At 63.3% G+C, this 24,687-nt stretch carries 23 protein-coding genes; 11 read left to right on the top strand and 12 right to left on the bottom strand.

The features are described from left to right. Positions 1 to 29: 29 nt before the first annotated feature. Together HF854_RS07345 and ychF are read right to left on the bottom strand one after the other, a co-directional pair. Positions 30 to 470: a carboxymuconolactone decarboxylase family protein gene (locus tag HF854_RS07345; RefSeq protein ID WP_240937687.1), complete on the bottom strand. Its 441-nt coding sequence runs from the start codon at positions 468 to 470 to the stop codon at positions 30 to 32. A 241-nt stretch (positions 471 to 711) separates the two neighbouring features. Continuing rightward, a complete protein-coding gene (gene ychF, locus HF854_RS07340) occupies positions 712 to 1,812 on the bottom strand; it encodes a redox-regulated ATPase YchF (RefSeq protein ID WP_006005438.1) in 1,101 nt (366 codons plus the stop codon). A gap of 325 nt (positions 1,813 to 2,137) precedes the next feature. Here ychF and ispG point away from each other — a divergent pair, with 325 nt between their 5' ends. From ispG to dxs, 7 genes are read left to right on the top strand one after another with little or no spacing between them, the layout of a single operon-like run. Next, positions 2,138 to 3,214, top strand: coding sequence for a flavodoxin-dependent (E)-4-hydroxy-3-methylbut-2-enyl-diphosphate synthase (gene ispG, locus HF854_RS07335; protein WP_168935710.1), 1,077 nt, complete (start codon positions 2,138 to 2,140; stop codon positions 3,212 to 3,214). Next, entirely contained in the window at positions 3,214 to 4,944 is a 1,731-nt protein-coding gene (locus HF854_RS07330; RefSeq protein WP_168935709.1) for a proline--tRNA ligase, read from the top strand. The genes ispG and HF854_RS07330 overlap by 1 nt, the downstream gene beginning before the upstream one ends. Before the next feature lie 24 nt (positions 4,945 to 4,968). Then, entirely contained in the window at positions 4,969 to 6,462 is a 1,494-nt protein-coding gene (gene xseA / locus HF854_RS07325) for an exodeoxyribonuclease VII large subunit (RefSeq protein WP_168935708.1), read from the top strand. Further along, positions 6,455 to 7,348, top strand: a complete 894-nt coding sequence (locus HF854_RS07320; protein WP_240937686.1) for a M23 family metallopeptidase — start codon at positions 6,455 to 6,457, stop codon at positions 7,346 to 7,348. Before xseA ends, HF854_RS07320 begins: the two co-directional genes overlap by 8 nt. Before the next feature lie 6 nt (positions 7,349 to 7,354). Then, positions 7,355 to 7,624, top strand: coding sequence for an exodeoxyribonuclease VII small subunit (gene xseB / locus HF854_RS07315; protein ID WP_168935706.1), 270 nt, complete (start codon positions 7,355 to 7,357; stop codon positions 7,622 to 7,624). Continuing rightward, a complete protein-coding gene (locus tag HF854_RS07310) occupies positions 7,624 to 8,517 on the top strand; it encodes a polyprenyl synthetase family protein (RefSeq protein WP_168935713.1) in 894 nt (297 codons plus the stop codon). The genes xseB and HF854_RS07310 overlap by 1 nt, the downstream gene beginning before the upstream one ends. 3 nt (positions 8,518 to 8,520) lie before the next feature. After that, entirely contained in the window at positions 8,521 to 10,425 is a 1,905-nt protein-coding gene (dxs, locus tag HF854_RS07305) for a 1-deoxy-D-xylulose-5-phosphate synthase (protein ID WP_168935705.1), read from the top strand. A 249-nt stretch (positions 10,426 to 10,674) separates the two neighbouring features. Here dxs and tilS read toward each other — a convergent pair whose 3' ends face one another. The 6 genes from tilS to HF854_RS07275 all read right to left on the bottom strand — a co-directional run bounded on the left by tilS (position 10,675) and on the right by HF854_RS07275 (position 15,954). Next, positions 10,675 to 11,730, bottom strand: a complete 1,056-nt coding sequence (gene tilS, locus HF854_RS07300) for a tRNA lysidine(34) synthetase TilS (protein WP_168935704.1) — start codon at positions 11,728 to 11,730, stop codon at positions 10,675 to 10,677. A 17-nt stretch (positions 11,731 to 11,747) separates the two neighbouring features. Next, positions 11,748 to 12,083, bottom strand: coding sequence for a hypothetical protein (locus HF854_RS07295; protein WP_168935703.1), 336 nt, complete (start codon positions 12,081 to 12,083; stop codon positions 11,748 to 11,750). Continuing rightward, a complete protein-coding gene (gene hemA / locus HF854_RS07290) occupies positions 12,083 to 13,387 on the bottom strand; it encodes a glutamyl-tRNA reductase (RefSeq protein WP_168935702.1) in 1,305 nt (434 codons plus the stop codon). Before hemA ends, HF854_RS07295 begins: the two co-directional genes overlap by 1 nt. Before the next feature lie 15 nt (positions 13,388 to 13,402). Then, positions 13,403 to 14,230 (bottom strand): cytochrome C assembly family protein, encoded by an 828-nt coding sequence (locus tag HF854_RS07285; RefSeq protein WP_168935701.1) that lies wholly within the window; start codon positions 14,228 to 14,230, stop codon positions 13,403 to 13,405. Continuing rightward, the gene (locus tag HF854_RS07280) at positions 14,217 to 14,912 is read right to left on the bottom strand and encodes a precorrin-2 dehydrogenase/sirohydrochlorin ferrochelatase family protein (RefSeq protein WP_168935700.1); all 696 of its coding nucleotides are present in this window, start codon (positions 14,910 to 14,912) and stop codon (positions 14,217 to 14,219) included. Before HF854_RS07280 ends, HF854_RS07285 begins: the two co-directional genes overlap by 14 nt. A gap of 82 nt (positions 14,913 to 14,994) precedes the next feature. Further along, positions 14,995 to 15,954, bottom strand: coding sequence for a hypothetical protein (locus HF854_RS07275; protein WP_168935699.1), 960 nt, complete (start codon positions 15,952 to 15,954; stop codon positions 14,995 to 14,997). Positions 15,955 to 16,601: 647 nt separating this feature from the next. Between HF854_RS07275 and ybgF the strand changes: the two genes are divergently transcribed. The 4 genes from ybgF to HF854_RS07255 all read left to right on the top strand — a co-directional run bounded on the left by ybgF (position 16,602) and on the right by HF854_RS07255 (position 20,522). Beyond that, entirely contained in the window at positions 16,602 to 17,126 is a 525-nt protein-coding gene (gene ybgF / locus HF854_RS07270) for a tol-pal system protein YbgF (RefSeq protein WP_168935698.1), read from the top strand. After that, positions 17,123 to 18,427, top strand: coding sequence for a DNA-processing protein DprA (gene dprA, locus HF854_RS07265; RefSeq protein ID WP_168935697.1), 1,305 nt, complete (start codon positions 17,123 to 17,125; stop codon positions 18,425 to 18,427). Before ybgF ends, dprA begins: the two co-directional genes overlap by 4 nt. Next, positions 18,428 to 19,411 (top strand): tyrosine recombinase XerC, encoded by a 984-nt coding sequence (locus HF854_RS07260; protein WP_168935696.1) that lies wholly within the window; start codon positions 18,428 to 18,430, stop codon positions 19,409 to 19,411. 193 nt (positions 19,412 to 19,604) lie between these two features. Next, the gene (locus HF854_RS07255) at positions 19,605 to 20,522 is read left to right on the top strand and encodes a manganese-dependent inorganic pyrophosphatase (RefSeq protein WP_040369259.1); all 918 of its coding nucleotides are present in this window, start codon (positions 19,605 to 19,607) and stop codon (positions 20,520 to 20,522) included. A gap of 640 nt (positions 20,523 to 21,162) precedes the next feature. Here HF854_RS07255 and HF854_RS07250 read toward each other — a convergent pair. From HF854_RS07250 to dctP, 4 genes are all read right to left on the bottom strand, one after another. Next, positions 21,163 to 21,666: a flavodoxin family protein gene (locus HF854_RS07250; protein WP_168935695.1), complete on the bottom strand. Its 504-nt coding sequence runs from the start codon at positions 21,664 to 21,666 to the stop codon at positions 21,163 to 21,165. Between the two features lie 48 nt (positions 21,667 to 21,714). Further along, on the bottom strand, positions 21,715 to 23,016 hold the full coding sequence (locus tag HF854_RS07245; RefSeq protein WP_289616090.1) for a TRAP transporter large permease: 1,302 nt from the start codon (positions 23,014 to 23,016) through the stop codon (positions 21,715 to 21,717). 9 nt (positions 23,017 to 23,025) lie between these two features. Next, positions 23,026 to 23,496 carry a TRAP transporter small permease gene (locus HF854_RS07240; protein ID WP_168935694.1) on the bottom strand — a complete coding sequence of 157 codons (471 nt, stop codon included), beginning with the start codon at positions 23,494 to 23,496 and terminating at the stop codon, positions 23,026 to 23,028. Positions 23,497 to 23,589: 93 nt separating this feature from the next. Further along, on the bottom strand, positions 23,590 to 24,666 hold the full coding sequence (gene dctP / locus HF854_RS07235; RefSeq protein ID WP_168935693.1) for a TRAP transporter substrate-binding protein DctP: 1,077 nt from the start codon (positions 24,664 to 24,666) through the stop codon (positions 23,590 to 23,592). Positions 24,667 to 24,687 lie beyond the last annotated feature (21 nt).

Here is a 24,687-nt window from a genome sequence, read left to right as displayed (position 1 = left end):
ATGTGCATCTTTTCTTGCCGCCGTTCAAATCAGATGCATATCTTTGTGGGCAAACATAATTTGACGACACTATCTAGGTCGGCCCGGACACGGGCGCCGTACGCATCCCGGTCCAGGGTGGAGGGCAGGGGAGAGGCGGCTTTTCCTTCCGCATCCGTGATGCCACGGGCACGGCGCTGCTCCAGGACTTCCATGAAGACCTGCAGCCCGTTCAGACTGCGGGGAAAGCCGACGTAGGCATACAGATGGGTCAGGACTTCCTTGATTTCATTGATGGTCAATCCGGCGTCCAGCGCCTGGCCCAGGGCAGGGCGCAGGCGTTCCAGATCACCATTGGCGGTGTAGGCGGCCACGAGCACCATGCTCTGCTGCCGCCCGTCCAGGCCTTTGGCAGGGCTGTTTCCCGCCTGAAGCAGCGGGAACAGGAACATCAGGATGACCAGAAGGGGAAGAAGGGATCTGCGTCGCATGGCAAGCTCCTTGAGGAAGATCATGGAACGAACCTAGCGCGGCCGCAGTGAGGGGGAAATATCAAATCGACGCTAAAAATTGTCCAATCGTCGCAAGGATGATTGAAAGGCAAAGAAGGAGTCAGGGAGGCATCCGGGTTGCGGCAGGAGCCTGCTGTGCTTTTGTCCGTGCTGCCGGGAGGCATAAAAAAAGGGACGGCTGTCGCCGTCCCTCGTGAAGATCGCAGACCTGTTGCCGCTACTAGACGTTGAACAGGAAGTGCATGACGTCGCCGTCCTGCACCACGTATTCCTTGCCTTCCACGCGCAGCACGCCGTCGGAGCGGCAGGCGGCTTCACTTTCGTGGCTCATGTAGTCGGCGTAGGAGATGACTTCGGCGCGGATGAAGCCGCGTTCGAAGTCGGTGTGGATGACACCGGCAGCCTGGGGAGCCTTCCAGCCCTTGTGGATGGTCCAGGCGCGCACTTCGTCGGGGCCGGCGGTGAAGTAGCTGCACAGGCCCAGCGTATCGTAGCCGGTACGGATGATGCGCACCAGGCCGCTTTCCGAGATGCCGTAGGAGGAGAGCATCTCGGCCTGTTCCTCGGCGGAAAGGCCCTGCAGCTCTTCTTCCAGCTTGGCGCAGATGCAGGCGAAACCGGAATGGCGTTCTTCGGCCAGCTGCTGCACGCGGGCCACAAAGTCGTTGCCGTCGGCCACGGCGGCTTCGTCCACGTTGGCGCAGTAGATGACGGGCTTGGCGGTCAGCAGGCCCAGTTCACGCCAGGACTGGAGGAAGGTCTCGTTGTCGGGCAGTTCGAAGGAGCGGGCGCCGTTACCGGCATTGAGGTGCTCCAGCAGGCCCTGCATGATCTCTGCGGCGGCCTTGGCGTCCTTGCTGCCCTTGGCCATCTTCTGCAGCTTTTCCAGGCGGCGTTCCACGCTCTGCAGGTCGGCCAGCAAAAGTTCGGTCTCGATGGTATCGATGTCGCGCAGGGGATCCACGCTGCCGTCCACATGGGTGATGTTCTCATCCTCGAAGCAGCGCACCACTTCCACGATGGCGGCGCATTCGCGGATGTTGCCCAGGAACTGGTTGCCCAGGCCTTCGCCCTTGCTGGCGCCGCGCACCAGACCGGCGATGTCGATGAAGTCCACGCTGGCGTGGATAGTCTTCTTGGGCGAGACCTTGGCCGAAAGCGCGTCCACGCGCTCGTCGGGCACGGCCACGGTGGCCTTGTTGGGTTCAATGGTACAGAAAGGATAGTTGGCGGCCTGCGCGTTCTGAGCCTTGGTCAGGGCGTTGAACAGGGTGGATTTCCCCACGTTGGGCAGACCCACAATGCCGATGCTGAGGGACATGGCCTCTCCTTGCGGGCTTGGAAGTTCAGGGCCATGCGCCGGTGGCGCAGGCGGGAAAAAGGCGCAGGAGCGCCCGGAACATGTCGTTGGAATGGGGAGTTTATAGGCAAAAGCCGTACGGCTGGCAAGTGCGGCGGCAGCGGAAGGCCGCATGGGCCGCGCTGGAGATGGACAGCCTGCCCCGGCGTGCGGCATGATTCGGTGTCCTGGATGCGGGGAGTGGCGCCGCCATGTTTCCGGCCCCTACAGGACTTGGCTTGCCTGCTGAAATAGCATAAGACACTGGCGGCACTTTTGTTGCAAACCAATTTTTTCGAGGTCTGCCATGCAGGAAAAACGTATCAGCCGGGGCATCAGGCTGGGTAAGCTGGCCATCGGCGGCGGCGCGCCGGTGATGGTGCAGAGCATGACCAATACCGATACCCGTGACGTGGAAGCCACGCTGGCCCAGATCGACCGCCTTGTGCGCCGCGGTTGCGAAGCGGTGCGCGTGGCCGTGCCCGACATGACGGCGGCCAAGGCCTTGCGGGCCCTGCGTGACGCTTCGCCCGTGCCCCTCATCGCGGACATCCATTTCGACTACCGTCTGGCGCTGGCTGCCCTGGAAGCCGGACTGGAGGGCCTGCGCATCAATCCCGGCAACATCGGGCCCCGCGAGCATGTGGATCGCGTGGTGGATGCCGCCAAGGCCAACGGCGGCGTCATCCGGGTGGGCGTCAATTCCGGTTCCGTGGAAAAGCATCTGCTGCAGAAGTACGGCGGCCCCTGCGTTGAGGCCATGGTGGAGAGCGCGCTCAGCCATGTGCGCATGCTGGAGGACCGGGGCTTCTACGATACCAAGATCTCCCTCAAGTCCTCTTCGGTGCTCGATACCATTGCGGCCTACCGCCTGCTGGCAAAGTCCTGCGACTATCCGCTGCACATCGGCGTCACCGAGGCGGGCGGGCTCATGCGCGGCACGGTCAAGTCCGCTGTGGGTCTGGGCATTTTGCTGCACGAGGGCATCGGCGACACCCTGCGCGTCTCGCTCACGGCCGATCCTGCCGAGGAAGTGACCGTGGCCTGGGAGATCCTGCGGGCCCTGGGGCTGCGCCGTCGCGGGCCGGAGATCATCTCCTGTCCCACCTGCGGGCGCACGGAGATCGACCTCTTCGGTCTGGCGCGTGCCGTAGAGGATGCGCTGGCCGAATCCACGGCGGACATCAAGGTCGCGGTCATGGGCTGTGTGGTCAACGGCCCCGGTGAGGCCCGCGAGGCCGATCTGGGCGTGGCCGGCGGCCGCGACAAAGGCATCATTTTCCGCAAGGGGGAAGTCATCCGTTCCGTCAAGGGACAGGACGCCCTGCTCGCGGCTTTTATGGAAGAACTTCAACGACTGCTTAAAGAAAAGGAAACTCACTGATGCGTTTCAGCTCCACCTACATCCCCACGCTCAAGGAATCCCCTTCCGAAGCGGAAGTGGTCAGCCACAAGCTGCTGCTGCGCGCCGGCATGGTCCGCAAGCTCACCTCCGGCGTGTACATCTATCTGCCTCTGGGCCTGAAGGCCCTGGAAAACGTGCAGCGCGTGGTGCGCGAGGAAATGGACGCCGCCGGTTTCTCCGAGCTGCTCATGCCCATGGTCATCCCCGGCGACCTCTGGAAAGAGACCGGCCGCTGGGAGTACTACGGCAAGGAGCTGCTGCGCTTCAAGGACCGCAACGACCGCGATTACTGCCTTGGCCCCACGCATGAGGAAGTCATCACCGACCTGGTGCGCGGCGAAGTGCGCTCCTACCGCCAGCTGCCCGTGCGTCTGTACCAGATCCAGACCAAGTTCCGCGACGAGATCCGTCCCCGCTTCGGCCTGATGCGCGGCCGTGAATTCGTCATGAAGGACGCCTATTCCTTCGATTCCAGCGATGCCGGTGCCGACGAAAGCTACAAGCTGATGTACGACGCCTACTGCCGCATCTTCAAGCGTCTGGGCCTGCGCTTCCGCGCCGTGGAAGCCGACACCGGCTCCATCGGCGGCAATTTCTCGCACGAGTTCATGGTGCTGGCCGATACCGGCGAAGACACCATCGCCGCCTGCACCGAATGCAGCTATGCCGCCAACGTGGAACGCGCCGAAGTGGTCTGGAACGGCACCCCCTGCACCGAGACCTGCGCCTCCTACGAAAAGGTCGCCACGCCTGCGGCCCACACCGTGGAAGAAGTGAGCGCCATGCTCAAGGTGGCTCCTTCGCAGGTGGTCAAGACCATGCTCTTCGTGGTGGACGGCAAGACCGTGGCCGTGCTGGTGCGCGGCGACCGCGAAGTCAACGACATCAAGCTCAAGAACCTGCTCAACGCCACCACCGTGGAACTGGCTCCGGCCGCCGTGGTGGAAAAGGTCACGGCCGCGCCTCTGGGCTTTGCCGGTCCCGTGGGCCTGGATGTGCCCATCTACGCCGACCTCGAGCTGCAGGGTGCCACCGATTATGTGGTGGGCGCCAACGCCGCTGACGCGCATCTGGTGCACGTGGACCTGCGCCGCGACGTGAAGGTCACGGCCTACGCCGACCTGCGCTGCATCACCCTGAGCGACCCCTGCCCGCGCTGCGGCGGCGCCATCGAGCTGCCCAAGGGCATCGAAGTGGGCCACATCTTCAAGCTGGGCACCAAGTACAGCGACGCCATGCATGCCGTGTATCTGGACGAGAACGGCAAGGAAAACGTCATGATCATGGGCTGCTACGGCATCGGCATCTCCCGCGTGGTGGCCTCCGCCATCGAGCAGAACCACGACGAGCACGGCATCATCTTCCCGCCCACCGTGGCTCCTGTGGAATGCATCCTGCTCAACCTCGACCCCGGCAAGGAAGAAGTTCGCGCCAAGGCCGAAGAGATCTACGCCATGCTGTGCAAGGCCGGTGTGACCGTGCTCCTGGACGACCGTGAAGAGCGCCCCGGCGTCAAGTTCAAGGATGCCGACCTCATCGGTGCGCCCATGCAGCTGGTGCTGGGCGGCAAGGGCCTGTCCCGCGGCGTGCTGGAATGCAAGGACCGCCGTACGGGCGAAAAGGGCGAACTGCCCGTGGATGCCCTGGAGACCGCGCTGCCCCAGTGGATGGAAGGCGTGCGCAAGGCCTGGGCCGAGCGCCGCGCCTAGGACGGCTGACAGCGGAGCCCCTGCATGCCCGCTGCGTGTGAACAAGAGCGCATCCTGTCCGTCACTGAACTGACGGACAGGATGCGTCGTACTCTGGAGGGGGCCTTCCCCTTCGTCTGGGTCCGGGGCGAGATAGGCGAACTGTCTTTCCCCGGATCCGGGCATATCTATTTTACCCTCAAGGATGCCGGTGCCCAGCTGCAATGCGTCTGGTTCCGGGACCGCCAGATACGCGGCCGGAACTTCGACCCCCTGACCGGCGAGATCTTCGCCGAGCCCCGGCCGGATCCCGTACGTCTGCTGCGGCAGGGCTCCGAATTGTTCTGTGCCGGGCAGATCAGTGTCTACGGGCCGCGCGGCCGATACCAGCTGATCGTGGAACTGGTGCAGGCCGGGGGGCAGGGCCTGCTGGCCCAGGCCTTCGAGGAGCGCAAACAGGCGCTGGCTGCCCGCGGTTTTTTTGCCGCGGAGCGCAAACGTCCGCTGCCTGCCAGTCCCAGCCGCGTGGCGCTGGTGACGTCACCTGCCGGGGCTGCCATCCATGACTTCATGGAACTGGCCTCCGTGCGGGGCCTGGGGGCCGAAGTGCGCCTGTTCCCGGTGAGGGTGCAGGGGGAGGGCGCTGCCGGGCAGATCTGCCGGGCCCTGGACGAGATCAACCGCCAGGGCTGGGCACAGGTCGCGGTGATCATCCGGGGCGGCGGTTCGCTGGAAGACCTTTGGTGCTTCAACGAGGAAGAAGTGGCGACCGCCATTTTTTCCTCAAAAATCCCGGTGCTTGCCGGTATCGGCCATGAAGTGGACGTGACCCTGGCCGACATGACGGCCGACGTTCGTGCGGCTACCCCTTCCCACGCGGCCCAGCTGCTCTGGCCCTTGCGGCGCGAATACTGGCAGCGCCTGGACGAGCTTTCCCTGGCGCTGGAGCGCGCACGCCAGGGGTGGCTGCAACGGCAGGAAGACCGGCTCCAGCGTTGCGAGCGCGGCCTGCGCCTGTGTTCGCCCGCCCGCCGTCTTGAAGGGGCGGGGCAGCAATGGCAGCAGTGGCGGCAGCGTTTGCTCCAGGCCGGGGAACGCCTGGTGCGGGATCGTGAGCGCAGCCTGCAGCACAGCCAGGAGCGTTTGCGGGCCCTCACGGGGCCGGGACGGCTGGCACATCTGCAGCAGCGTCTTGCCCTGCTGGAGCAAAAGCTTGGCAATGCCGTGCATCTGATGGTGCGCGGTCGTGAGCAGGCCGTGCGGGATTGCACGCGTGATCTGGCGCATCTGGGGCAGGAGCGTGTCTCGCATCGCGGGCACGGGCTGGAATGTCTGGAACTGCGTCTGGCGGCCTGCAATCCGCTGGCTCCGCTGGGGCGCGGCTATGCCGTGGTACGCACGGACGAAGGGCGCGTGCTGTCTTCGACCGGGCAGAGCAGCACCGGGCAGGACGTGCGCATCCTGTTACAGGACGGGGAGCTGGAAGCCAGGATCACCGCGGTGCATCCTCATGACGGACAGGGAGGGGAGCATGCCTGAACAGTCTTCTTTTTTCCAACGGCCGGTAAGCGGCATCCTGGGGGCAGTGGTCCTGTTCCTGCTGTGGTCTTTCCCGGCCATGGCGGCCATACATCTGGACGTTCCCGCACGGGCGGCCCGCGGTGATGCCATCCGCGTGCAGGTCTCCGGTGACGGCCCTGCCCGTCCTGTGACCGTCTTCTGGCTGGAGCGTGAGCATGTCATGGCGGCACAGCCGTCAGGGAGCGGCTGGCAGGCGGAGTTTCTGCTGCCTGTCCCGCTGGACAGCAGCGCCAAGAGCCTTGCCCTGAAAATGCGGACGCAGGACGGACAGCAGGCGGAGGCCCGCGTGGCCCTGTTTGACAAAAAGCGTCCGGTGCAGGCCCTGCGGGTGGACAAAAAATATGTGGATCCCCCGGCAGAGGTGCAGGAACGCATCCGCAGGGACCGTGAAAAGGCCGGCAAGGCCCTGGACAACTACAGCCCGGACCGTTTGTGGACGGCCCCTTTTGCGCGACCTGTGCCGGGGAGCGTGTCCAGCAAGTTCGGGCTCAAGCGGGTCTTCAATGACCAGCCGCGCGGCGTGCATCGCGGGCTCGATTTGCGCGGTGCGGAAGGGACGCCCATCCTGGCCTGCGCCGACGGCCGGGTCGTGCTGGCCGACGATTTGTATTTTTCCGGCAATGCCGTATATATTGACCACGGGCAGGGAGTGTTCACTTCTTACCTGCACATGTCCCGTATCCTTGTCCGGCCGGGCGATGTGGTCCGGCGTGGCCAGGTCATCGGCAAAGTTGGGTCCACGGGACGGGTCACGGGCCCGCATCTGCATCTTTCCCTGGTCGTCCTGGGACAGGCGGTGGACCCGGAACCTCTGCTGGAAGCACGTCCCGCTGCCCGGAGATGATGAAGCATGAAAGCCAGAACGAGCAAGAAGAACCTGACCTTTGAAGAGCGCATGGCGCGCCTGCAGGAGATCGTGGAAGCCCTGGAGAACGGGCAGCCGTCGCTGGAAGAGGGGATGGCCCTGTATCAGGAAGGCATGGAATGTTCCCTGCAATGCCGGCGCCAGTTGGAGCAGGCCCGGCAGCAGCTGACGGTCTGGCAGGAAGGACAGGTCCGGGCGTTCCGGCCGGAAGAAAATATGGAAGATTCCCTGCAACAGAGTGTGGAGCAACGATGATGATGTCTACAGAAGCCATGAAATCCCTGCTGAAAGAACGCGGGAAGCTGGTGGAAAGCTATCTGGCGACCTGTCTTGACGGGCAGGAGATGCCGCCCCGGTTGCGGGAATCCATGCTGTACAGCCTGCAGGCGGGCGGCAAGCGTTTGCGCCCTGTCCTGTGCCTGAGCTGTGCCGCCCTGTGCGGCCTGAAGCCGGAGGACGTGCTGCCCTTCGCCTCCGCCATCGAGATGGTCCATACCTATTCCCTGATCCACGACGATCTGCCCGCCATGGATGACGACGATTTGCGCCGCGGCAAGCCCTCCAACCACAAGGCATTCGACGAGGCCACGGCCATCCTGGCCGGGGATGCCCTGCTGACGGATGCCTTTGCCCATATGTGCCGGATGGAGCTGCCCGCCGGTCAGGTGCTGCGGGCCGTGGCGGAATTTGCCCGTGCCGCCGGTTCGTCCGGCATGGTGGGCGGACAGGAATGGGACATGCTCTACACCGGCCTGCCGCCCGTGAGCATGGCGGAGCTGCGCCGCATGCATGCCATGAAGACCGGGGCCCTGCTGCGGGCCTCCTGCGTGTGCGGTGCGCTGCTGGCCGGAGCTGCCGACGATGTGTGCGAGCGCATCGGCCGTTACGGTGCTGCGCTGGGGGTGGCTTTCCAGATCGCGGACGACATCCTGGACGTCGTTTCCGACACGGCCACCTTGGGCAAGCCCGCCGGCAGCGATGCCGAACAGGGCAAGAACACCTATCCTGCGCTGGTGGGGCTTGACGAGAGCCGCCGCCTGGCCCGCGAACAGGCGGATGCCGCCTGCGCCGCGCTGGCCGGGTTCAGCGGTCCCGAGGCCGAATTCCTGCGCGCCCTTGCCGAGTACACCATCACGAGAGCGGCCTGAGAAATGACGGAAAACACTGCACAGTCCCTGCTGGACAGCCTGACCTCACCGAAACAGGTGATGGATCTTTCTGACGAACAGCTCCCGCTGCTGGCTGCGGAGCTGCGCAAGCGCATCATCGATGTGGTGTCCAAGAACGGCGGGCATCTGGCTCCTTCGCTGGGGGTCGTGGAACTGACCCTGGCCCTGCTGCATACCTTCAACATGGAGCAGGACAAGATCGTCTGGGACGTGGGGCATCAGGCCTACGCCTACAAGCTGCTGACCGGACGCGCTTCCCAGTTCCACACCCTGCGCACCCTGGGGGGCCTCGCGGGCTTCCCGCGCCGCAGCGAGAGCCCCTATGACCGCTTTGGGGTGGGGCATTCCTCCACGTCCATCTCGGCGGCCCTTGGCATGGCCATGGCCCGCGATCTGGCCGGCGGCAAGGAACATGTGCTGGCCGTCATCGGTGACGGTTCCCTGACGGCAGGCGAGGCCTTTGAAGGCCTGAACCTGGCCGGGCATATGGGACGGCGGCTCATCGTGGTGCTCAACGACAACGAGATCTCCATCTCGCCCAATGTGGGGGCCCTGTCCCTGTTCCTGAGCCGTACGCTGTCCCGGCGCTGGGTGCGGCAGACGCGTAAGGATGTGCTCCAGCTTTTGCGCTCCATCCCCCGCATCGGCCAGAAGCTGGCCCTGTATGCCATGCGCGGCGAATGGAGCTTCAAGTCCTTTTTCACGCCCGGCATGCTGTTCGAGGCCTTCCGCTTCACCTATATCGGGCCTGTGGACGGGCACGACCTGCCCGCCCTGTGCCGTCATTTGCAGATGGCTGCAGCCGTGGAAGACGGACCGGTGCTGCTGCATGTACGCACCTGCAAGGGCAAGGGCTATGCCCCGGCGGAGAAAGACCCCACACATTTCCATGGTGTGGGCCACTTCGAGCCGGAAACGGGCCTGCTCATCCCCAGCAGCAACAAGACGCCTTCCTTTACCGGCATCTTCGGCAAGACCCTGGTCGAGCTGGCGGAAAAAGACGACCGTCTGCTGGCCATCACGGCAGCCATGCCTGAAGGCACCGGGACGAACCTTTTTGAAGAGCGCTTCCCGGAACGCTTCGTGGATGTGGGCATCTGCGAACAGCACGCCGTCACCTTTGCCGCCGGTCTGGCGGCCAGCGGCTTCCATCCCGTGGTGGCCATCTATTCCACCTTTTTGCAGCGGGCCTATGACCAGATCGTCCATGACGTCTGTCTGCAGAAACTGCCCGTGACCTTCTGTGTGGACAGGGCCGGTCTGGTGGGCGAGGACGGGGCCACGCATCATGGTGTCTTCGATATCGCCTACTTGCGCCATATCCCCGAGATGACGCTGCTGGCGCCCCGTGACGAGAACATGTTGCGTCATTGTCTGCTGACGGCCACCACGGCCGGTGGGCCCTGCGCCGTACGCTATCCGCGCGGTGCCGGTATGGGGGTCTCGCTGGATGCCGAACTGCGTCTGCTGCCTTCTGCTCAGGGCGAGATCATGCAGGAAGGGGAACGGGTGGCCATCGTGGCCGTGGGCAACCGTGTGCGCCCGGCTCTGGAAGCCGCGGCAGCCATCGAAAAAGAGTTCGGCTTCCGGCCGCTGGTCTTCGATCCCATCTGGCTCAAGCCGCTGCCTGCGGCGCAGCTGGCCGAGATCGCCCGCACGTTCGACCGTATCGTTTTTGTGGAAGAAGGCTGCCTGGCAGGCGGTTTTGCCTCGGCCGTGCTGGAGCGCTGGGCCGATGACGGCCTGCTGCGCGGCCAGCGCATCCGCCGTCTGGGTATCGGCGATGCCTTCGTGGAACACGGTTCCCAGGCCCAGTTGCGCGAGCTGGTGGGCCTGCGGGCACCGGATATCATCCGGGCTGTGCGGGAACTGATCCTGAAGGACTGAGCCTTTTATTGCATCAACGAAAAAAAGAGGAGCGTACCTTGCCGGTACGCTCTTTTTTTATGCCTGCGCTGGAAAAGAAGGTCGGGCGTGAGGCTTGGGGATGGGGAAGCCCCGGACATATGCCGTTTCGGCAGAAGGAAGGAACTGTATACGCACTGCCGTTGAGGGAAGATGTGCCGGGCGGAAGACGGGTTCCTGTGCAGGAGACAAGCAGGCCACGCTGTTGCCATCAGCGCGTGGCGCAATTCCTCAGCTTTTCCGAACAGCCTGCCGTTTTTCGACGTAAAAGCGGATGCTGCCCCCCTTGAGATGGGCCATGATACTGCCGGGCAGCTGAAAGGTGGTACCGCCCCGGCCTTCCTGCCAGGCCTGATCCAGGGCCAGCAACGTGGCGGAACGGGCCTGGCCGCCGGAGAGCCGGGCCAGCCGGGCCACGGCCCGGTGGTAAAGACGCAGCCGCAGAGCCGCATGCGTCTCCCGCAACAGTGCGCGGGGCAGGGTGATGCTGCCGGGCGCCTCCTGCCAGGGCGTGCGGGCAAGATGGTGTTCCAGCTCCTGCTGCCAGTACTCCCCGTCGATACCTGCCAGCTCCCAGAGATTGAGGCAGCTGTCCTCAAGGCGGGGATTCTCCTGCCGCAGGAGAGGGAGGAGGGTATGCCGCAGACGGTTACGGGTATAGCGGGTGTCCGCATTGCTGGCGTCTTCCCGCCAGAGGATGCCGCAGCAGTGCAGCAGCTCTCTCAGGGCATGCTTGTCCGTGCGGAGCAGGGGACGCAGCAGATGCCGTTCCGCGTCCTCGGCCCGCATGCCGCCCAGTGCCGGCCAGCCGGTACCGCGCAGAAAGCGGAGCATCTGGTCTTCGGTCACATCGCTCCGGTGATGTCCCAGCAGGATGGCTGAAGCGCCGCAAGCCTGACGGGCTTGCTCCAGCAGGGCATAGCGCGCCCGCCGGGCCGCTTCTTCCGTACCCAGCCCCACCTGTCGTGCCAGCCGGGGCACATCCGCCGTCAGGATGCGGCAGGGGATGCGCCAGCCCCGGCAGAGCCCGGCCACGAAGGCGGCATCTTCGGCGGATTCCGGCCGCAGCTGATGGTCCACTGTCGCCACATGCAGCTGCCAGTCATGCTGGGGGGCCAGCAGAGCCATGATGCATAAAAGGGCTGTCGAATCCGCGCCGCCGGAAACGGCCAGCAACCAAGTATCGCCATCAGCCATCTTCAGGCTGTGACGACAAAAGCGCTCCACATCTAGGCACAGGCGGGCCAGCCGGGAAGGGAGCGCTTGCAGTTCGGGGACGGGGATCATGCCGCAGGGCATTCCGTTTAGTTGGGGATCTTGAGTTCTTTCAGGGTATCCGTGATGTAGTCCATCATGTGCCGCTGCAGTTCGGGCGACGCATAGGCCACACATTCGCAGCGGATGCGGCCCCGGGCGCGCACCAGCAGCTCCAGACGCAGGCTGGTCTCTTCGCATTCCAGCGCCATGACATAGGGGCCGCACTGGCTTTCGTGTTCCTTCTGCACGGCGCTGAGCATATGAGCAGGGATGGGCAGCCAGTAGATGCCGTCCAGACCGGCGCCCAGATCCATGGCATCCAGATGTTCGCACAGACGCTTGGTCTCTTCGGCACGCAGGTCATCGATGAGGAAATAGCGCATTATTCGTGCTCTCCGTTGTTCCGGGCACTACAGGTACAGCCCTGGTCAAGGTTGAAGATGCGGCGCATGAGGCTGATGCGCGGCGCACTGCCTTCCTGCGACATGGTGCCGCGCTTGAGGAACATGATGGGATCGTGGTTCAGTTTGCGGACCAGAGCCAGCGCCATGACCTCGATGGCCTCGCGCGTGGCGTCGTCCACATGGCCCAGACGCTTCAGGGTACGGGCCACTTCTTCATGGGCGGCGTTCTCGCCGTGCTGGATGAGGTCCACGATGGTGGGCTGCACGTCCAGACTGCACAGCCACTGCCGGAAGATGTCCACTTCCTCGTCCACGATCTCGGCGGCTTTCTGGGCCTCGTCGCGACGGGTGGCCAGGTTTTCTTCCACCACTTCCTTGAGGTCGTCGATATCGTAAAGGTAGACGTTGTCCAGGCCGTTGACGTCGGGGTCGATGTCGCGGGGGACGGCGATGTCGATGAAGAACATGGGCCGGTTCTTGCGCGCCTTGAGCACGCCGCGGATGTCACGGGCACGGATGACGGGATCCGGCGAACCGGTGGACGTGATGATGATGTCCACCTCCGTCAGATGGGAGGCCAGGGATTCAAAAGGCAGGGCCCGGCCATTGAACTGACGTGCCAGTTCCTCACCGCGCGAGAACGTACGGTTGGCCACCAGGATCTCGTCCACACCGGCCTGGAGCAGGTGGGTGGCGGCCAGTTCGGCCATCTCACCGGCGCCCACCAGCATGGCCTTGTGGTGCTGCATCTCGCCGAAGATGCGCTTGGCCAGTTCCACGGCGGCATAGCTGATGGACACGGCGCTGGAGGCCACGGCGGTCTCGGTGCGCACGCGTTTGGCCACGGAGAACGCCTTGTGCAGCAGGCGGTTGAGGATCACGCCGGTGGCGTGGCAGGCGGCCGCCTTGCGGTAGGCGCTCTTGAGCTGCCCCAGGATCTGGGGCTCGCCCAGGATCATGGAATCCAGGCTGGAAGCCACGGAGAACAGGTGCCGCACGGCATCCATGTTCTTGTAGATGTAGACATAGGGCCGGAGCTCTTCGGGGTCGGTACCGCGTGCGGTGGCCCAGCGTTCCAGGATACGGCCCGCCACATCGCCATGACCGGTGGCAAGCAGTTCCACACGGTTGCAGGTGGAAAGGATCATGGCTTCACCGATGACGTCGTCACACGGCAGGGCCCAGTTTTCCCGGCTGCAAAAATCCACAAGGGCGAAACGTTCGCGCACGTCCACACCGGCGGTGCGATGGTTCAGGCCAACAAGTACGATATCACAATCCATATCAACGTCGGTGGATTAAGGTTTGATGAAGGAATGATGTGTTTCCATCAGGGTATTGACGACCACGATGGAGAAAAGGCTCAGACCGAAGACCAGCACCATCAGGCGGGCAGGCTTGCGGCCGCGCCAGCCGGTGGCCAGACGGCCGTGGAACACATAGGCCATGAGCAGCCAGACGATGATGCTGACCACTTCCTTGGGGTCACCGGTAAAGGTGGCGCCGTAGACGGGCTTGGCCCAGAACAGGCCGGAGACCACACCCAGCGTGTACAGCGGGAACGAGGCCGCCACGCCGAAGGCGTTGATCTTGTCCAGCAGGGAGAGGGCCGGCATGTCCTGCCAGAACCCTTCCATGCGCTGCTTGCTTTTGATGCGCCGTTCCAGGAACAGGAACAGGGAGCTGGCGGCAAAGGCCAGGGTCATGAGGCCCATGCTGAGGAACAGCGCCCCCACGTGCAGGGCGTTGAAAGAGCCCTTGAGCTGGGGAGGCACCTGCACCACGGCGGAAAGGTACGGGGCGGAAACGGCGAACAGGATGAGGGCCAGCGGCGTGGCCAGCAGGAGCAGGGCTTCCTGCTTGTAGCGCAGACGGCTGACAAGGCCGCACAGCAGGACGAACCAGGCCAGCATCTGCAGATAGCCGCCAAGGCTCAGGCCCGTGGGCATGGTCTTGTGGAAGCCGAGCAGGAGGGAAAACGTCTGGCAGACGAATCCCAGCCCCGCCAGCCAGCAGCCCAGCCGCCGCCAGAAGGCATTGCGCAGCAGCATGCCGGCCAGACCGGCCACAGTGGCAGCGCCGTAACAACACAGGGTCAGTAGGGTGGAGGTCTCAGGCGATAACATCAAGCAACTCCGGGATGCGGTCGTGCAGCTTTGGCGGCAGCAGGGCCTGCAGACAGCGCAGGCACGCCTGCCGGTCGCCCTGTTGCAGATGATCCTGCAGGGGCGACTGGGCCAGAGCGCGGAACAGGGCCGTATTGTGCCCTGTCTCGTCGTGCAAGGCAAGGACCATGGGACGCAACCGTCCCATCAGACGGACCATTTTCTGGCGGGCCTCCAGCCAGGTCGTCAGCTCGCCCTTCCAGCGCCGGGAAAGGGCCGGGCTGGCGCCGCCGGTGGAAAGGGCCAGCGCCATGCAGCCGGAGCGGGCCACGGCGGGCACGATGAACGAGCCTTCCGCCGGGGCATCGATACAGTTGCACAGGATATGGCGTTCCCGGCAGAGGAGGGCGATATGCCTGTTGACCTCGGCATTGCCTGTGGCGGCGAAGACAAGCTGACGACCGTCCAGATCTTCGTCACGGAAGGGCCGCTGCTCGAAACGGACGCAGGGCTGCTCCAGCAGCGGACGCAGCTCTGCGGCAGGGGCTTCCATGTCCAGGGCCAGGATCGAGGCCGGTGCGCAATGCAGCAGGCCCTGCAGTTTGCGACTGCCGACGCCCCCCAGACCGGCCACAAGGCAGTGCAGGCCGCTCAGGTCCAGAAAAAGGGGATAGAAATTTTTTTCAGGCGATTCGTGAGGCATGGGCAACGTTCCTGATAGCGGCCCGGACGCACGACAGCCAGCATGCCTCCCAGGAATGGCGGCACACTGGCTGTCGTATCGGCTAAAGCCGGATCAGTTCCATAAAGTAGGGTAGGGTGAAGCCCATGGACAGCAGCAGGCCGATCACAAGGGCAGGCTTCTGGCGCAGCGGAGTGGCGCTGCGCGCGACCAAGGTCCAGAGCAGGGCGGGCACAAGCCAGAGCAGCACGCGGAGGCTCTGGAAGATAGCATCCTGCTGCATGAACACACCGGTGGTCTGCCAGGTCTGCCAGATCTCCAGCCCGCTGGATGCCACCAGCAGCAGCCAGAGCAGGGCCCAGGCATTGCGGGCCCAGCGCGTGCACCAGGGGACCATGGTATTGTAATAGTCCCGGCCAAAGTCATCGGCCTTGCGGCGCAGGAGCAGCCACACGGCGCCAAAGCCGCCGGCAAGGGCAAAGATCAGGGGCAGGGTATAGCACAGGGCGCTCAGGTAAGCCTGACCGAACTGGGGCGTGAACAGCTGCGGGATGGTGATGCTGCTGGCCTCAGGCAGGGAAAGGGCATTGTACAGGCGGGTGACGGCCATGACGCCCACACAGGTCATCAGGCCCTGCAGGAAGGCGATGGCGCCCAGGACGATGTGCAGTACGGGATAATTGGCCAGGAATTTCCAGAGCATGAAGTAGCAGCAGGAAACGATGGCCGCAAAACCGAACATCATCCAGGTGGCTTCGCTGAGCAGGACGATGATGCTGTAGGAGTCGAAACCGTCCAGCGCCATGATGAGCCACAAACGCCCCCCCAGCAGCATGAGCCAGCCCAGCAGCATGCTCAGGCAGGCCAGCTGCCGCGCACATTTGTTGTAAGCGGAACGTTTGCGCCGCAGGGCTATGATCTCGCCGCAGATGGCGATGAAGGTAAGGCCGAAATAGGCATAGAGCAGGGCAAAGGGCACAATGATGCTCCCCATGTCCAGCCCTGTCTGCAGCAGCGGATTGTCAGCGATGAAGGCGCGCACGCTCTCTAAAAAGTTCCCCATTGTTCCTCCAAAGATTCACCGGATCCCGGTTCTCCGGCAGGGAGACGCCGAGTTCGTGTTGGTTGTGCCTCAAAAATGGCTGTGCTGCAAGCAGCGCTTGCATTGCCGGAGCGCATCGGGCAGAAAAAAGACAGGAGTCTCCCATGAAAGCACATGCCCTTAGCCTGTCCTTTTTCCTTGCTGTCCTGTCGCATCCCGTAGCTGTTCCGGCCGCGGAAGCACAGCAATCGCAGGAAAGCTGGCAGCTGCCGTGGTCCGGGAGCAGCAGGCCCGTGCATGCTTACCGTGGCCCTGTGCGTGAGGAGTTCTTGCAGTGTGATCAGGGGCAGTGCCCCCTGCCTGTCCATGATGGAGCTGCCTCTGCTGACGGTACGGCCGGAGGCCCGCCCCCGGCCGTGGAGCCTGGGCCCTCATCCCGTCAAAATGAGGCTGCGGTGCGGGATGATGCCGCAGAAGTGACGGGGCAGTCTGTTGCAAAAGGGCAGGAGGTGCATGCAGGTCACGAAAGCCCCTCCCGGGAAAAAACACCATCCGCGACCGCCGCGACCACCAGTCCCGCTGCTGCCGGGAAGGGCATGACGGCCCGGGCTAAGGATGCCCCCTCCGCACAGACGTCCTCCGCGGATACGTCCGAAAAACGGAAGCCTGTGACTTCTGCCGCCGCTTCCAGACCGGCAGCAGGTACGGCGTCCGGGGCCGCGCGTGCGGAAAAGCCTGCTGCGGTCAACGATGCAGGACCTGCGCCCGGCACAGACAGCCCGTCCGGTACGGCAACGGCGGGCACGTCCGCTCCCGTCACCGATGAAAAGGCCGCTTATCAGGCAGGGCTGGATCTTATATTGTCGGGCCGTCTGGACGAAGGCATGGCCCGTATGCAGGCCTTGCTGGAACAGCATCCTTCCGGGACCTATGCGGCCAATGCCGAGTACTGGCTGGGCGAGGCCCTGTCCAGCCAGGGCCGGAACGAAGAGGCCCTGACGCATTTCCGAAATGTGGAGGCCCGGTATCCCAGGCACCATAAAAATGCCGATGCCCTGTTGCGTACCGGGATGATCCTGAAGCAGCAGGGAGATACGGCAGGCGCCGGCAAGGTTTTCCGGCAGGTGGTGCAGCGTTTCCCTTCGTCCGCAGCGGCTGATCTCATTCGCAAAAAAGGACTGGTGCGGCCATGACGGATCAGGCTCCCGCAGCTCCCTTGTCTGCCCGCTGGACCGATATGGATGACCGCGCACGGCGTGAATACTGGGCCGGTCTTGCCCTGCGCCATTGCCGCGGATTGGGGGCCCGTTCCTGCTACCGGCTGCTCCGCCATTTCGGTTCGGCCTTCGCCGCGCTGGAAGGCAGGGAAAGATGGGCCGATGCCGGGGTGGACAAAGGCAAGGCCGCCGAACTCTCCACAGGCTCATGGCGGGTCACGGCACGGGCGGAATGGGATGCCGTCCGTGATTTGGACGCTGTCGTCGTCCAGTGGCATGAAGCCGCTTATCCGGCCCTGCTGCGTACACTGCCCGACGCCCCTGTTTTGCTGTACTGTCTGGGGGATCTTTCTCTGCTGGCCAATCCGGCCGTGGCCGTCATCGGCTCGCGCAAGGCCACGCCCCGGGGGCAGGCCCTGGCCGGACATATGGCGGGAGCCTTTGCTTCCTGGGGTATCACGGTGGTCTCGGGCATGGCCTGGGGCATCGACAAGGCGGCGCATGAAGCCGCGCTGAGCAGGACAGGGAGCAGCATCGCCGTCCTGGGGACGGGCATAGATGTTCCGTATCCCCGGGCCAATACCCGTTTATATGACAGGATGGCGGCAAAGGGCCTGCTGGTCTCTGAATTTGCTCCCGGCACACCGGCCCTGCGGGAAAATTTCCCTGTCCGCAACCGCATCATCAGCGGTCTTTCTCTGGGCGTGGTCGTGGTGGAGGCCGCCAGCCGTTCCGGGACCCTCATCACCTCGCGCCTGGCGCTGGAGCAGGGGCGGGAAGTCTATGCCGTACCGGGAGCGGCCCTGTCCGGTCAGAGCCTCGGCTGCCAGGAGCTTGTCCGGCAGGGGGCCAAGCCGGTGTTCGCGCCGGAAGATGTGCTGGAAGACCTTGCCGGCCCATTGCGTGACTTTGGCGTGCAGGCCGACCATCTGACGCGGGAAGCCGCAGAACGTCGCCGCCGGGCTGAAGCCGAGGGCACGGGGCTGTCCCGTACGCTTTTTGCCTGCATGCCGCCGGAGACGGACACGCCGCCAAAGGCCGACTCCGGCAACGGGGAAGAGAGGCCGACGCAAGGAGCCGGGGATACGGACACAGCTGCCGCGTCTCCGGCACAGGATACTATCATCCCGCTGCTGCGGGAGCAGGGCCCTTTGCATGTGGATGCCCTGGGGGCCGCCTTGGGACGCAGCCCCGCAGAGCTGGCGCCGGTGCTGCTGGGGCTGGAGATAATGGGACGCATCCGGCGCTTGCCGGGCGCACGCTACGAGGCCGTATAGATGGGACGACACATAGAAAAGGATACGGTGGAAGAGGAGCTCGATCCCCGCACTACTCTGGAGATCGAAGCTTTCCTGGCCTGGCTGGACGTGCAGCGGGGCCTTTCGCCTACGACGCAGATCGCCTACGGGACGGACCTGCGCCAGCTGGCCCTTTTCCTCGCACAGCGCGGCGCCAGCCTTGCCCGTCCGGCCGAGGTGAGCAAAAAGCATATCCAGGCCTGGCTGGCCCGTCTGTACGCGCTGGGAGAGGCTAAAAGCTCCATGGCCCGCAAGCTCGCGGCGGCACGGACGTTCTTCCGTTATCAGCAGCGCATGGGACGCACGGAGAACAATGTGGCGGCCCAGGTGCGCAATCCCAAACAGGAGCAGCGCCACCCCCGCGTCCTTAATGTGGATCAGGCTTTTGCCGTGCTGGATACCCCCGATGCCCTGGCCGTGTCCGGTTCTCCCCGCATCCCCCCTGCCACCGGCGATGCCCTGGCGGCCCGGGATCATGCTCTGGCGGAGCTGTTGTACGGATCCGGCCTGCGCATCTCCGAAGCCCTGGGGCTCGATGTGACGGATTTGCGGCTGGAAGAGGGTGTTGCCCGAGTTTTCGGCAAGGGGGCCCGCGAGCGCATGTCACCGTTGTCGGATACGTCCGTGACGGCATTGCGGGCCTGGCTCGAGCAGCGGGGGACGCTGGCTCCCGAACATGAGAAAGCCCTGTTCGTGGGCGCGCGGGGCGGCCGCCTCGACCGCCGTGAAGCCATGCGTCGCATAGAAAGGCTGTGCCATAACGCGGGCGTGGAGCCCGTCTCTCCCCACGCCTTGCGCCATTCGTTCGCGACCCACCTGCTGGATGCCGGTGCCGATCTGCGCAGTGTGCAGGAGTTGCTGGGGCACCAGCGTTTGACGACCACACAGCGCTATACGCGGGTCAGTCTGGAGCGGCTGATGCACCTGTATGATGAGGCGCATCCGAGGGCACAGAAAAAATAAAAAAATCACAAGTTCGTCATAAAAATAAAATATAAATAGAAATTAAATAGTTAAATATTGTTTTGCAGGAAAACGAGTCAGGTTTTTTTTTATGGGGGGCTTGGCAAGCCCCAGGTCTTGTGCTAAAGGTAACAAGCGTAAGGCAACTTACACACGTAACTGTGCAACGAAATTCCCAAAGAGGAGATATACCATGGCTGCACTCGTTCTTGGTCACATGAACCCCGATACCGACAGCATCATTTCCGCCATCGCCGCTGCTGACCTGTACAGCAAGCGTGGCTTTGAAGTCACCCCCGCCGCCCAGGGTGCTCCTACCCCTGAGACCGAATTCGTGCTGAAGAAGTTCGGCCTGACCGCTCCTCAGGTTGTGGAAGATGTGGCCGGTAAGGACCTGTACCTGGTCGACTACTCTGACCTGGCCCAGGCCCCCAAGGGCATGGACTCCGCCACCGTGCTGGGTATCGTTGACCACCACAAGCTGGGCGATGTGACCACCTCCAGCCCGCTGGAAGCCTGGATCTGGCCCGTGGGCTGCACCGGCACCGTGCTGAAAAACATGTACGACTTCTACGGTGTGGAACTGCCCAAAGCCATCGCCGGTGGCCTGCTGTGCGCCATCCTGTCCGACACTGTGATGTTCAAGTCCCCCACCTGTACCGAAGCTGACAAGAAGGCCGTGGAAGCCCTGGCCAAGGTCGCCGGCGTGGAAGACGTCATGGCCCTCGGTATGGAAATGTTCACCGTGAAGAGCGCTGTTGACGGCGCCTCCATGTCCGACCTGGTCTTCCGTGACTACAAGGACTTCGACATGAACGGCAACAAGGTCGGTATCGGCCAGCTGGAAGTCGTCGACCTGTCCATCCTCGACAAGGTGAAAGACGGCCTGAAAGCCGAAATCGCCAAGGTCAAGGGCGAAGGCCGCCACAGCGTGTTCCTGCTGCTGACCGACATCATGAAGGAAGGCTCTGAAATGCTGATCGTCTCCGACGATCCCGCCGTGGTCGAAAAGGCCTTCGGCGTGAAGCCCGACGGCGACAGCGTGTGGCTGCCCGGCGTGATGAGCCGCAAAAAGCAGGTCGTGCCCAACTTTGAAAAGGCCTTCAAATAAGGTTTTTGCTCAAAGCTGATATGGGGCCGCTCCTTCGGGGGCGGCCCTTTTTGTTTGGTCAAAGCATAACGAGCTACCGTATTGGGCAGGCAAAAGCTCAGGAGCAGTTCAAGGGGCTTGAGCAGGTAAAGACTGTTTGCCCTGCAGCCGGTCCTCCCCCGTTTGAAAAATATATCCTCTTGCAGCTGCTGGATGGACTCCCTGCAACTATTATCACTGCTCCACAGAGGGGAAAAGGTCCTCCTGGCTCAAATATGGATCAGTCCTTCAGGCAACAGCACAAGCATGGCACGGCAGCGGCAGCTCTGAAGCGAAGCCGGTTCCCATAGCCCGGTGCTCATGGACGATGTCTCAGGCAGCGGGAAAAAGAGGCACAAGTACCATGAGGGCGTCGGGAAGGTCGGCTATCTTTCGTCTCGATGGGGACAGTAGGGGAAGAGGGCAGGCATAGCGGCAGGGAAAGGGGTACAAAGGTATTCCCTGTATGCTCTGGACGGCGTCATTGCCTGCCGGGAAGCGAAAAAGCGGCCTGCCCTCCCAAAAGAGCAGACCGCTTTTTCATATGCGGCGCAAAGAGCGGGATAACGGACGCAGCTCCGGGCTTTTCCGGCGTCTGTGTCGTTTCGCTCCGGCCGCAGAGTTATTTATTGGGGAACAGTTCCCGGGCCTTTTCCGCGAAACGGCGGCCGAAGATCTCGAAATCGGCCTTGCATTCCTCATAATGGTTGCCCACGGCATCCAGAGCCACAGGACCCAGATGGATGTAGGGCTTGCCGTGGGCAGCGCCGCCGGAATAGACCAGCATGCCCTTGACCAGCATATGAGGCAGCAGGGTCATGATGGCCACATCGGCACCGCCCTGGGCATAGTGGGCGGTGGCGAAGACCCCGCCCAGCTTGCCGGCCAGCTTGATACCGCGGGAACCTTCATCGAACCACTGATTCATCTGCCAGCAGGTATTGGCCAGGTACGTGGGCGTCCCGAAAATGACGCCGGCGCACTGGTCGATGTAGTCGGCATCCATGGCTTCTTCCACGGAAAAGAAGCGGGTCTCGCCGCCAGCAGCAGCCAGACCGCGGGCGATGACTTCGGCCATCTCACGGGTATGGCCGGTCTTGCTGTAATAGATGATGGCAAATTTCATGTTCTGGATCTCCTTCAGGCAGCAGCCATAAACAGGTTGCCTGCCGGTTTACATCTGTCCCAGCATGCGCGGCACGAAGGTCGAAAGATCAGGGAAGATGATGATGACCACCAGGGCCAGCAGGGAGGCAAAAATCAGCGGCAGGGCCGCCTTGCTGATGCGTTCCATGCTGATGCCGCTGATATTGGCGCCTACATACAGGTTCACGGCCACGGGCGGCGTCACCTGCCCCACAGCCAGGTTGACTGTCATCATGATGCCGAACCAGACGGGGTCCCAGTTGAAGTGGGCCATGATGGGCAGCATGAAGGGCAGGAAAACGTAATAGATGGAAATGGCGTCCAGCAGCATGCCCGCCAGCAGCAGGATGATGTTGATCATCAGCAGGACGACCCACTGGTTGTCCGAAACAGCCAGAAGCACGGCGGAGCCTTTTTCCACCAGGCCCACAGTGGAGGCCACCCAGGAGAAGAGGCCCGCACAGGTCACCACCAGCATGACCACGGCCGTGGCCCGGATGCTGGCCGCGAAGATCTCGACCAGGATGCTGATGCTGTTGATGGTGCGGTAGATGAACACCCCCACGAACAGGCCGTAAAAAACGGCCACGGCCGCGGCTTCCGTGGGTGTGAACACGCCGCCGTAGATGCCGCCCAGGATGACCACAGGCGTCATGACCCCCCAGAAGGCTTCTTTCAGGGCGGTACCCACGCTCTTGCCGCTGGGCTGGCCCCTGTATCCCCGCTTGCGGGAGATGATGAGCACGGCCGCCATGATGAACAGGGCCACCACGATGCCCGGCACGAAACCGGCGGCAAAGAGCGCGGGCACGGAAACATCGGCCACGCTGCCGTACACGATGAAGGCGATGCTGGGCGGGATGACGATGGCAAGGCCGGAGGTGACGGAAACGGTGGCCGCGGCAAAGGCCTTGTCATACCCGGCCCTGGCCATGCCGGGGATAAGGATAAGGCCCAGGGCCGCCACGGTGGCAGGGCCCGAACCGCTGACAGCGCCCCAGAATGTGGCCACTGCAACAGTGGCCACCGCCAGGCCGCCGGTCATGGAGCCCACAAGAGCTTCCATCAGGGCCACGATGCGTGCGGCGATGCCGGAACGTTCCATGATATAGCCGGCAAGGATGAAGAAGGGGATGGCCAGCAGGGGGAATTTGGCTATGCCTGCAAAAAAGTTGTAGGAAAGCATGCTGAAGCCCAGGTCCCATTGCCAGACGACGACCAGGGCAGAAAAGCCCAGGGCCAGCGCGATGGGTACACGCAGGATCAGCGGGATGGCGAACAGGACCAGCAGCCAGAAAGCCGGATCGTGCAGCAAGGATGTGGTTTCCACACGGGCCTCCTAATAGCTGCCGCTGCGCAGGTCAGCGCAGGCACGTTGCAACATGCGAAAAATGGTCAGTACGGAAAAAAGCGGGGTGGCGATGGTATACCACCAGACAGGGACGGCCAGCGCTTCGGAAATGACTTCCAGCTCGTATTCGTCCCGTACTTCCAGCCAGCCCGTCCAGGCCAAGGCCCCGAAAAAGCCGAGGCAGAGCGCCATGGAGAGCAGATAGCAGCAAAAGCGTAGCGACTTGGGCAGGGCATCGTACAGGATGCTCATGCCCAGATGGCTGCCGTCACGGAAAGAGCGGGCCGAACCGAGCAGGACGATCCAGACGAAGAAGTTGATGGTCAGCTCCTCCGTCCAGGCAAAAGAAAACGGTGTGCAGTAGCGCACGACCACATTGACAAAGGCGATGGTCACCATCACCGCCAGCAGCAGCGCGCCCAGCATCTCTTCCAGGCGCGTATCCAGAAAACGCAGCATCGAATCCATCCGGTGGTTGAAAGGGGAGGGCCGGGCCCTCCCCGCAAAACGAAAAAACAAAATCAGCAAAGCCTGCCGTACGGGGATCGCTCCCTAACGGACAGAGGCCATATCCTCCTCGGCGGCCTTGACAAGGTCGGCACCGATCTTGGCGGTCCAGTCCTTGCGGACGCCTTCCGTGGCCTTGGCCAGGGCGGCGATCTGTTCGTTGCTCAGGCGGGATACCGTCATGCCGTTGGCTTCCATGACCGCGTAACAATCCGTGGTCTCGGGCAGCTTATTGATGCTCTTGAGGTAGGCCAGGGCGGAACCGTCGTCCATGCCCAGACGGGAAAGGGCCTTGCCGTACTTTTCCGTTTCGGCGGCGCATTCCAACAGCAGCTTCTGGTCTTCAGGGCTGAAGGACTTCCAGACGCGGGGGTTAACGCCCAGCATCAGGGGGTCGATGATGTAGTGCCAGTCGCAGTGGAACTTGTGGTAATCCCAGATCTTGAGCGGGATGTTGATGCCGTTGGTGGGGTTTTCCTGACCGTCCACCACGCCCTGCTGGAAGCCGGTGGTGGCTTCGCTCCAGTTCATGTTGACGGGGTTGGCACCCAGGGCACGGAAGGTTTCGATGAAGATGGGGCTGCCCACCACACGGATCTTTAGACCGCGCAGGTCTTCAGGCTTGGTGATGGGGCCCTTGGAGGTGGTCAGCTCACGGAAGCCGTTCTCGGTCCAGCCGATGATCTTGACGCCCTTCTTTTCCACAGCCTGGGTCATCATCTTGCCGGATTTGCCGGCCAGGATGGCATCCATGGCCTTGTAGCGGTTAGGCTGCACGGCCAGGAAGAAGGGCAGGGCGGGCAGGTTCAGTTCCTTGATCTGGGGAGACCAGTTGATGGTCGAGGCCAGGGCAAAGTCGATGGCGCCGTTGCGCAGCAGCAAAAATTCCGAAGTCTGCTTGCCGGCCAGCAGCTGGCTGGAGTGATAGACCTTGATGTTGATGCGGCCTTGGCTGCGCTCGCGCACCAGGTCGGCAAAGAACGTACCGGTCATGCCCCAGCCGGAGGTGGCGCCGGGCACGACGCTCAGTTTGTACTCGCTTTTGTACGGAGCTGCCGTTGCCGGCAGGGCCAGCAGACAGGCGCACACGGCCATGACTGCCCAGCGGTAGAAACCTTTCATGAAACATCCTCCTCAGGATAG

Origin of the sequence: Desulfovibrio piger (assembly GCF_012843875.1) — a bacterium.
Classification (GTDB): Bacteria; Desulfobacterota; Desulfovibrionia; order Desulfovibrionales; family Desulfovibrionaceae; genus Desulfovibrio.
This window is presented reverse-complemented; position numbering and strand designations above follow the sequence as displayed.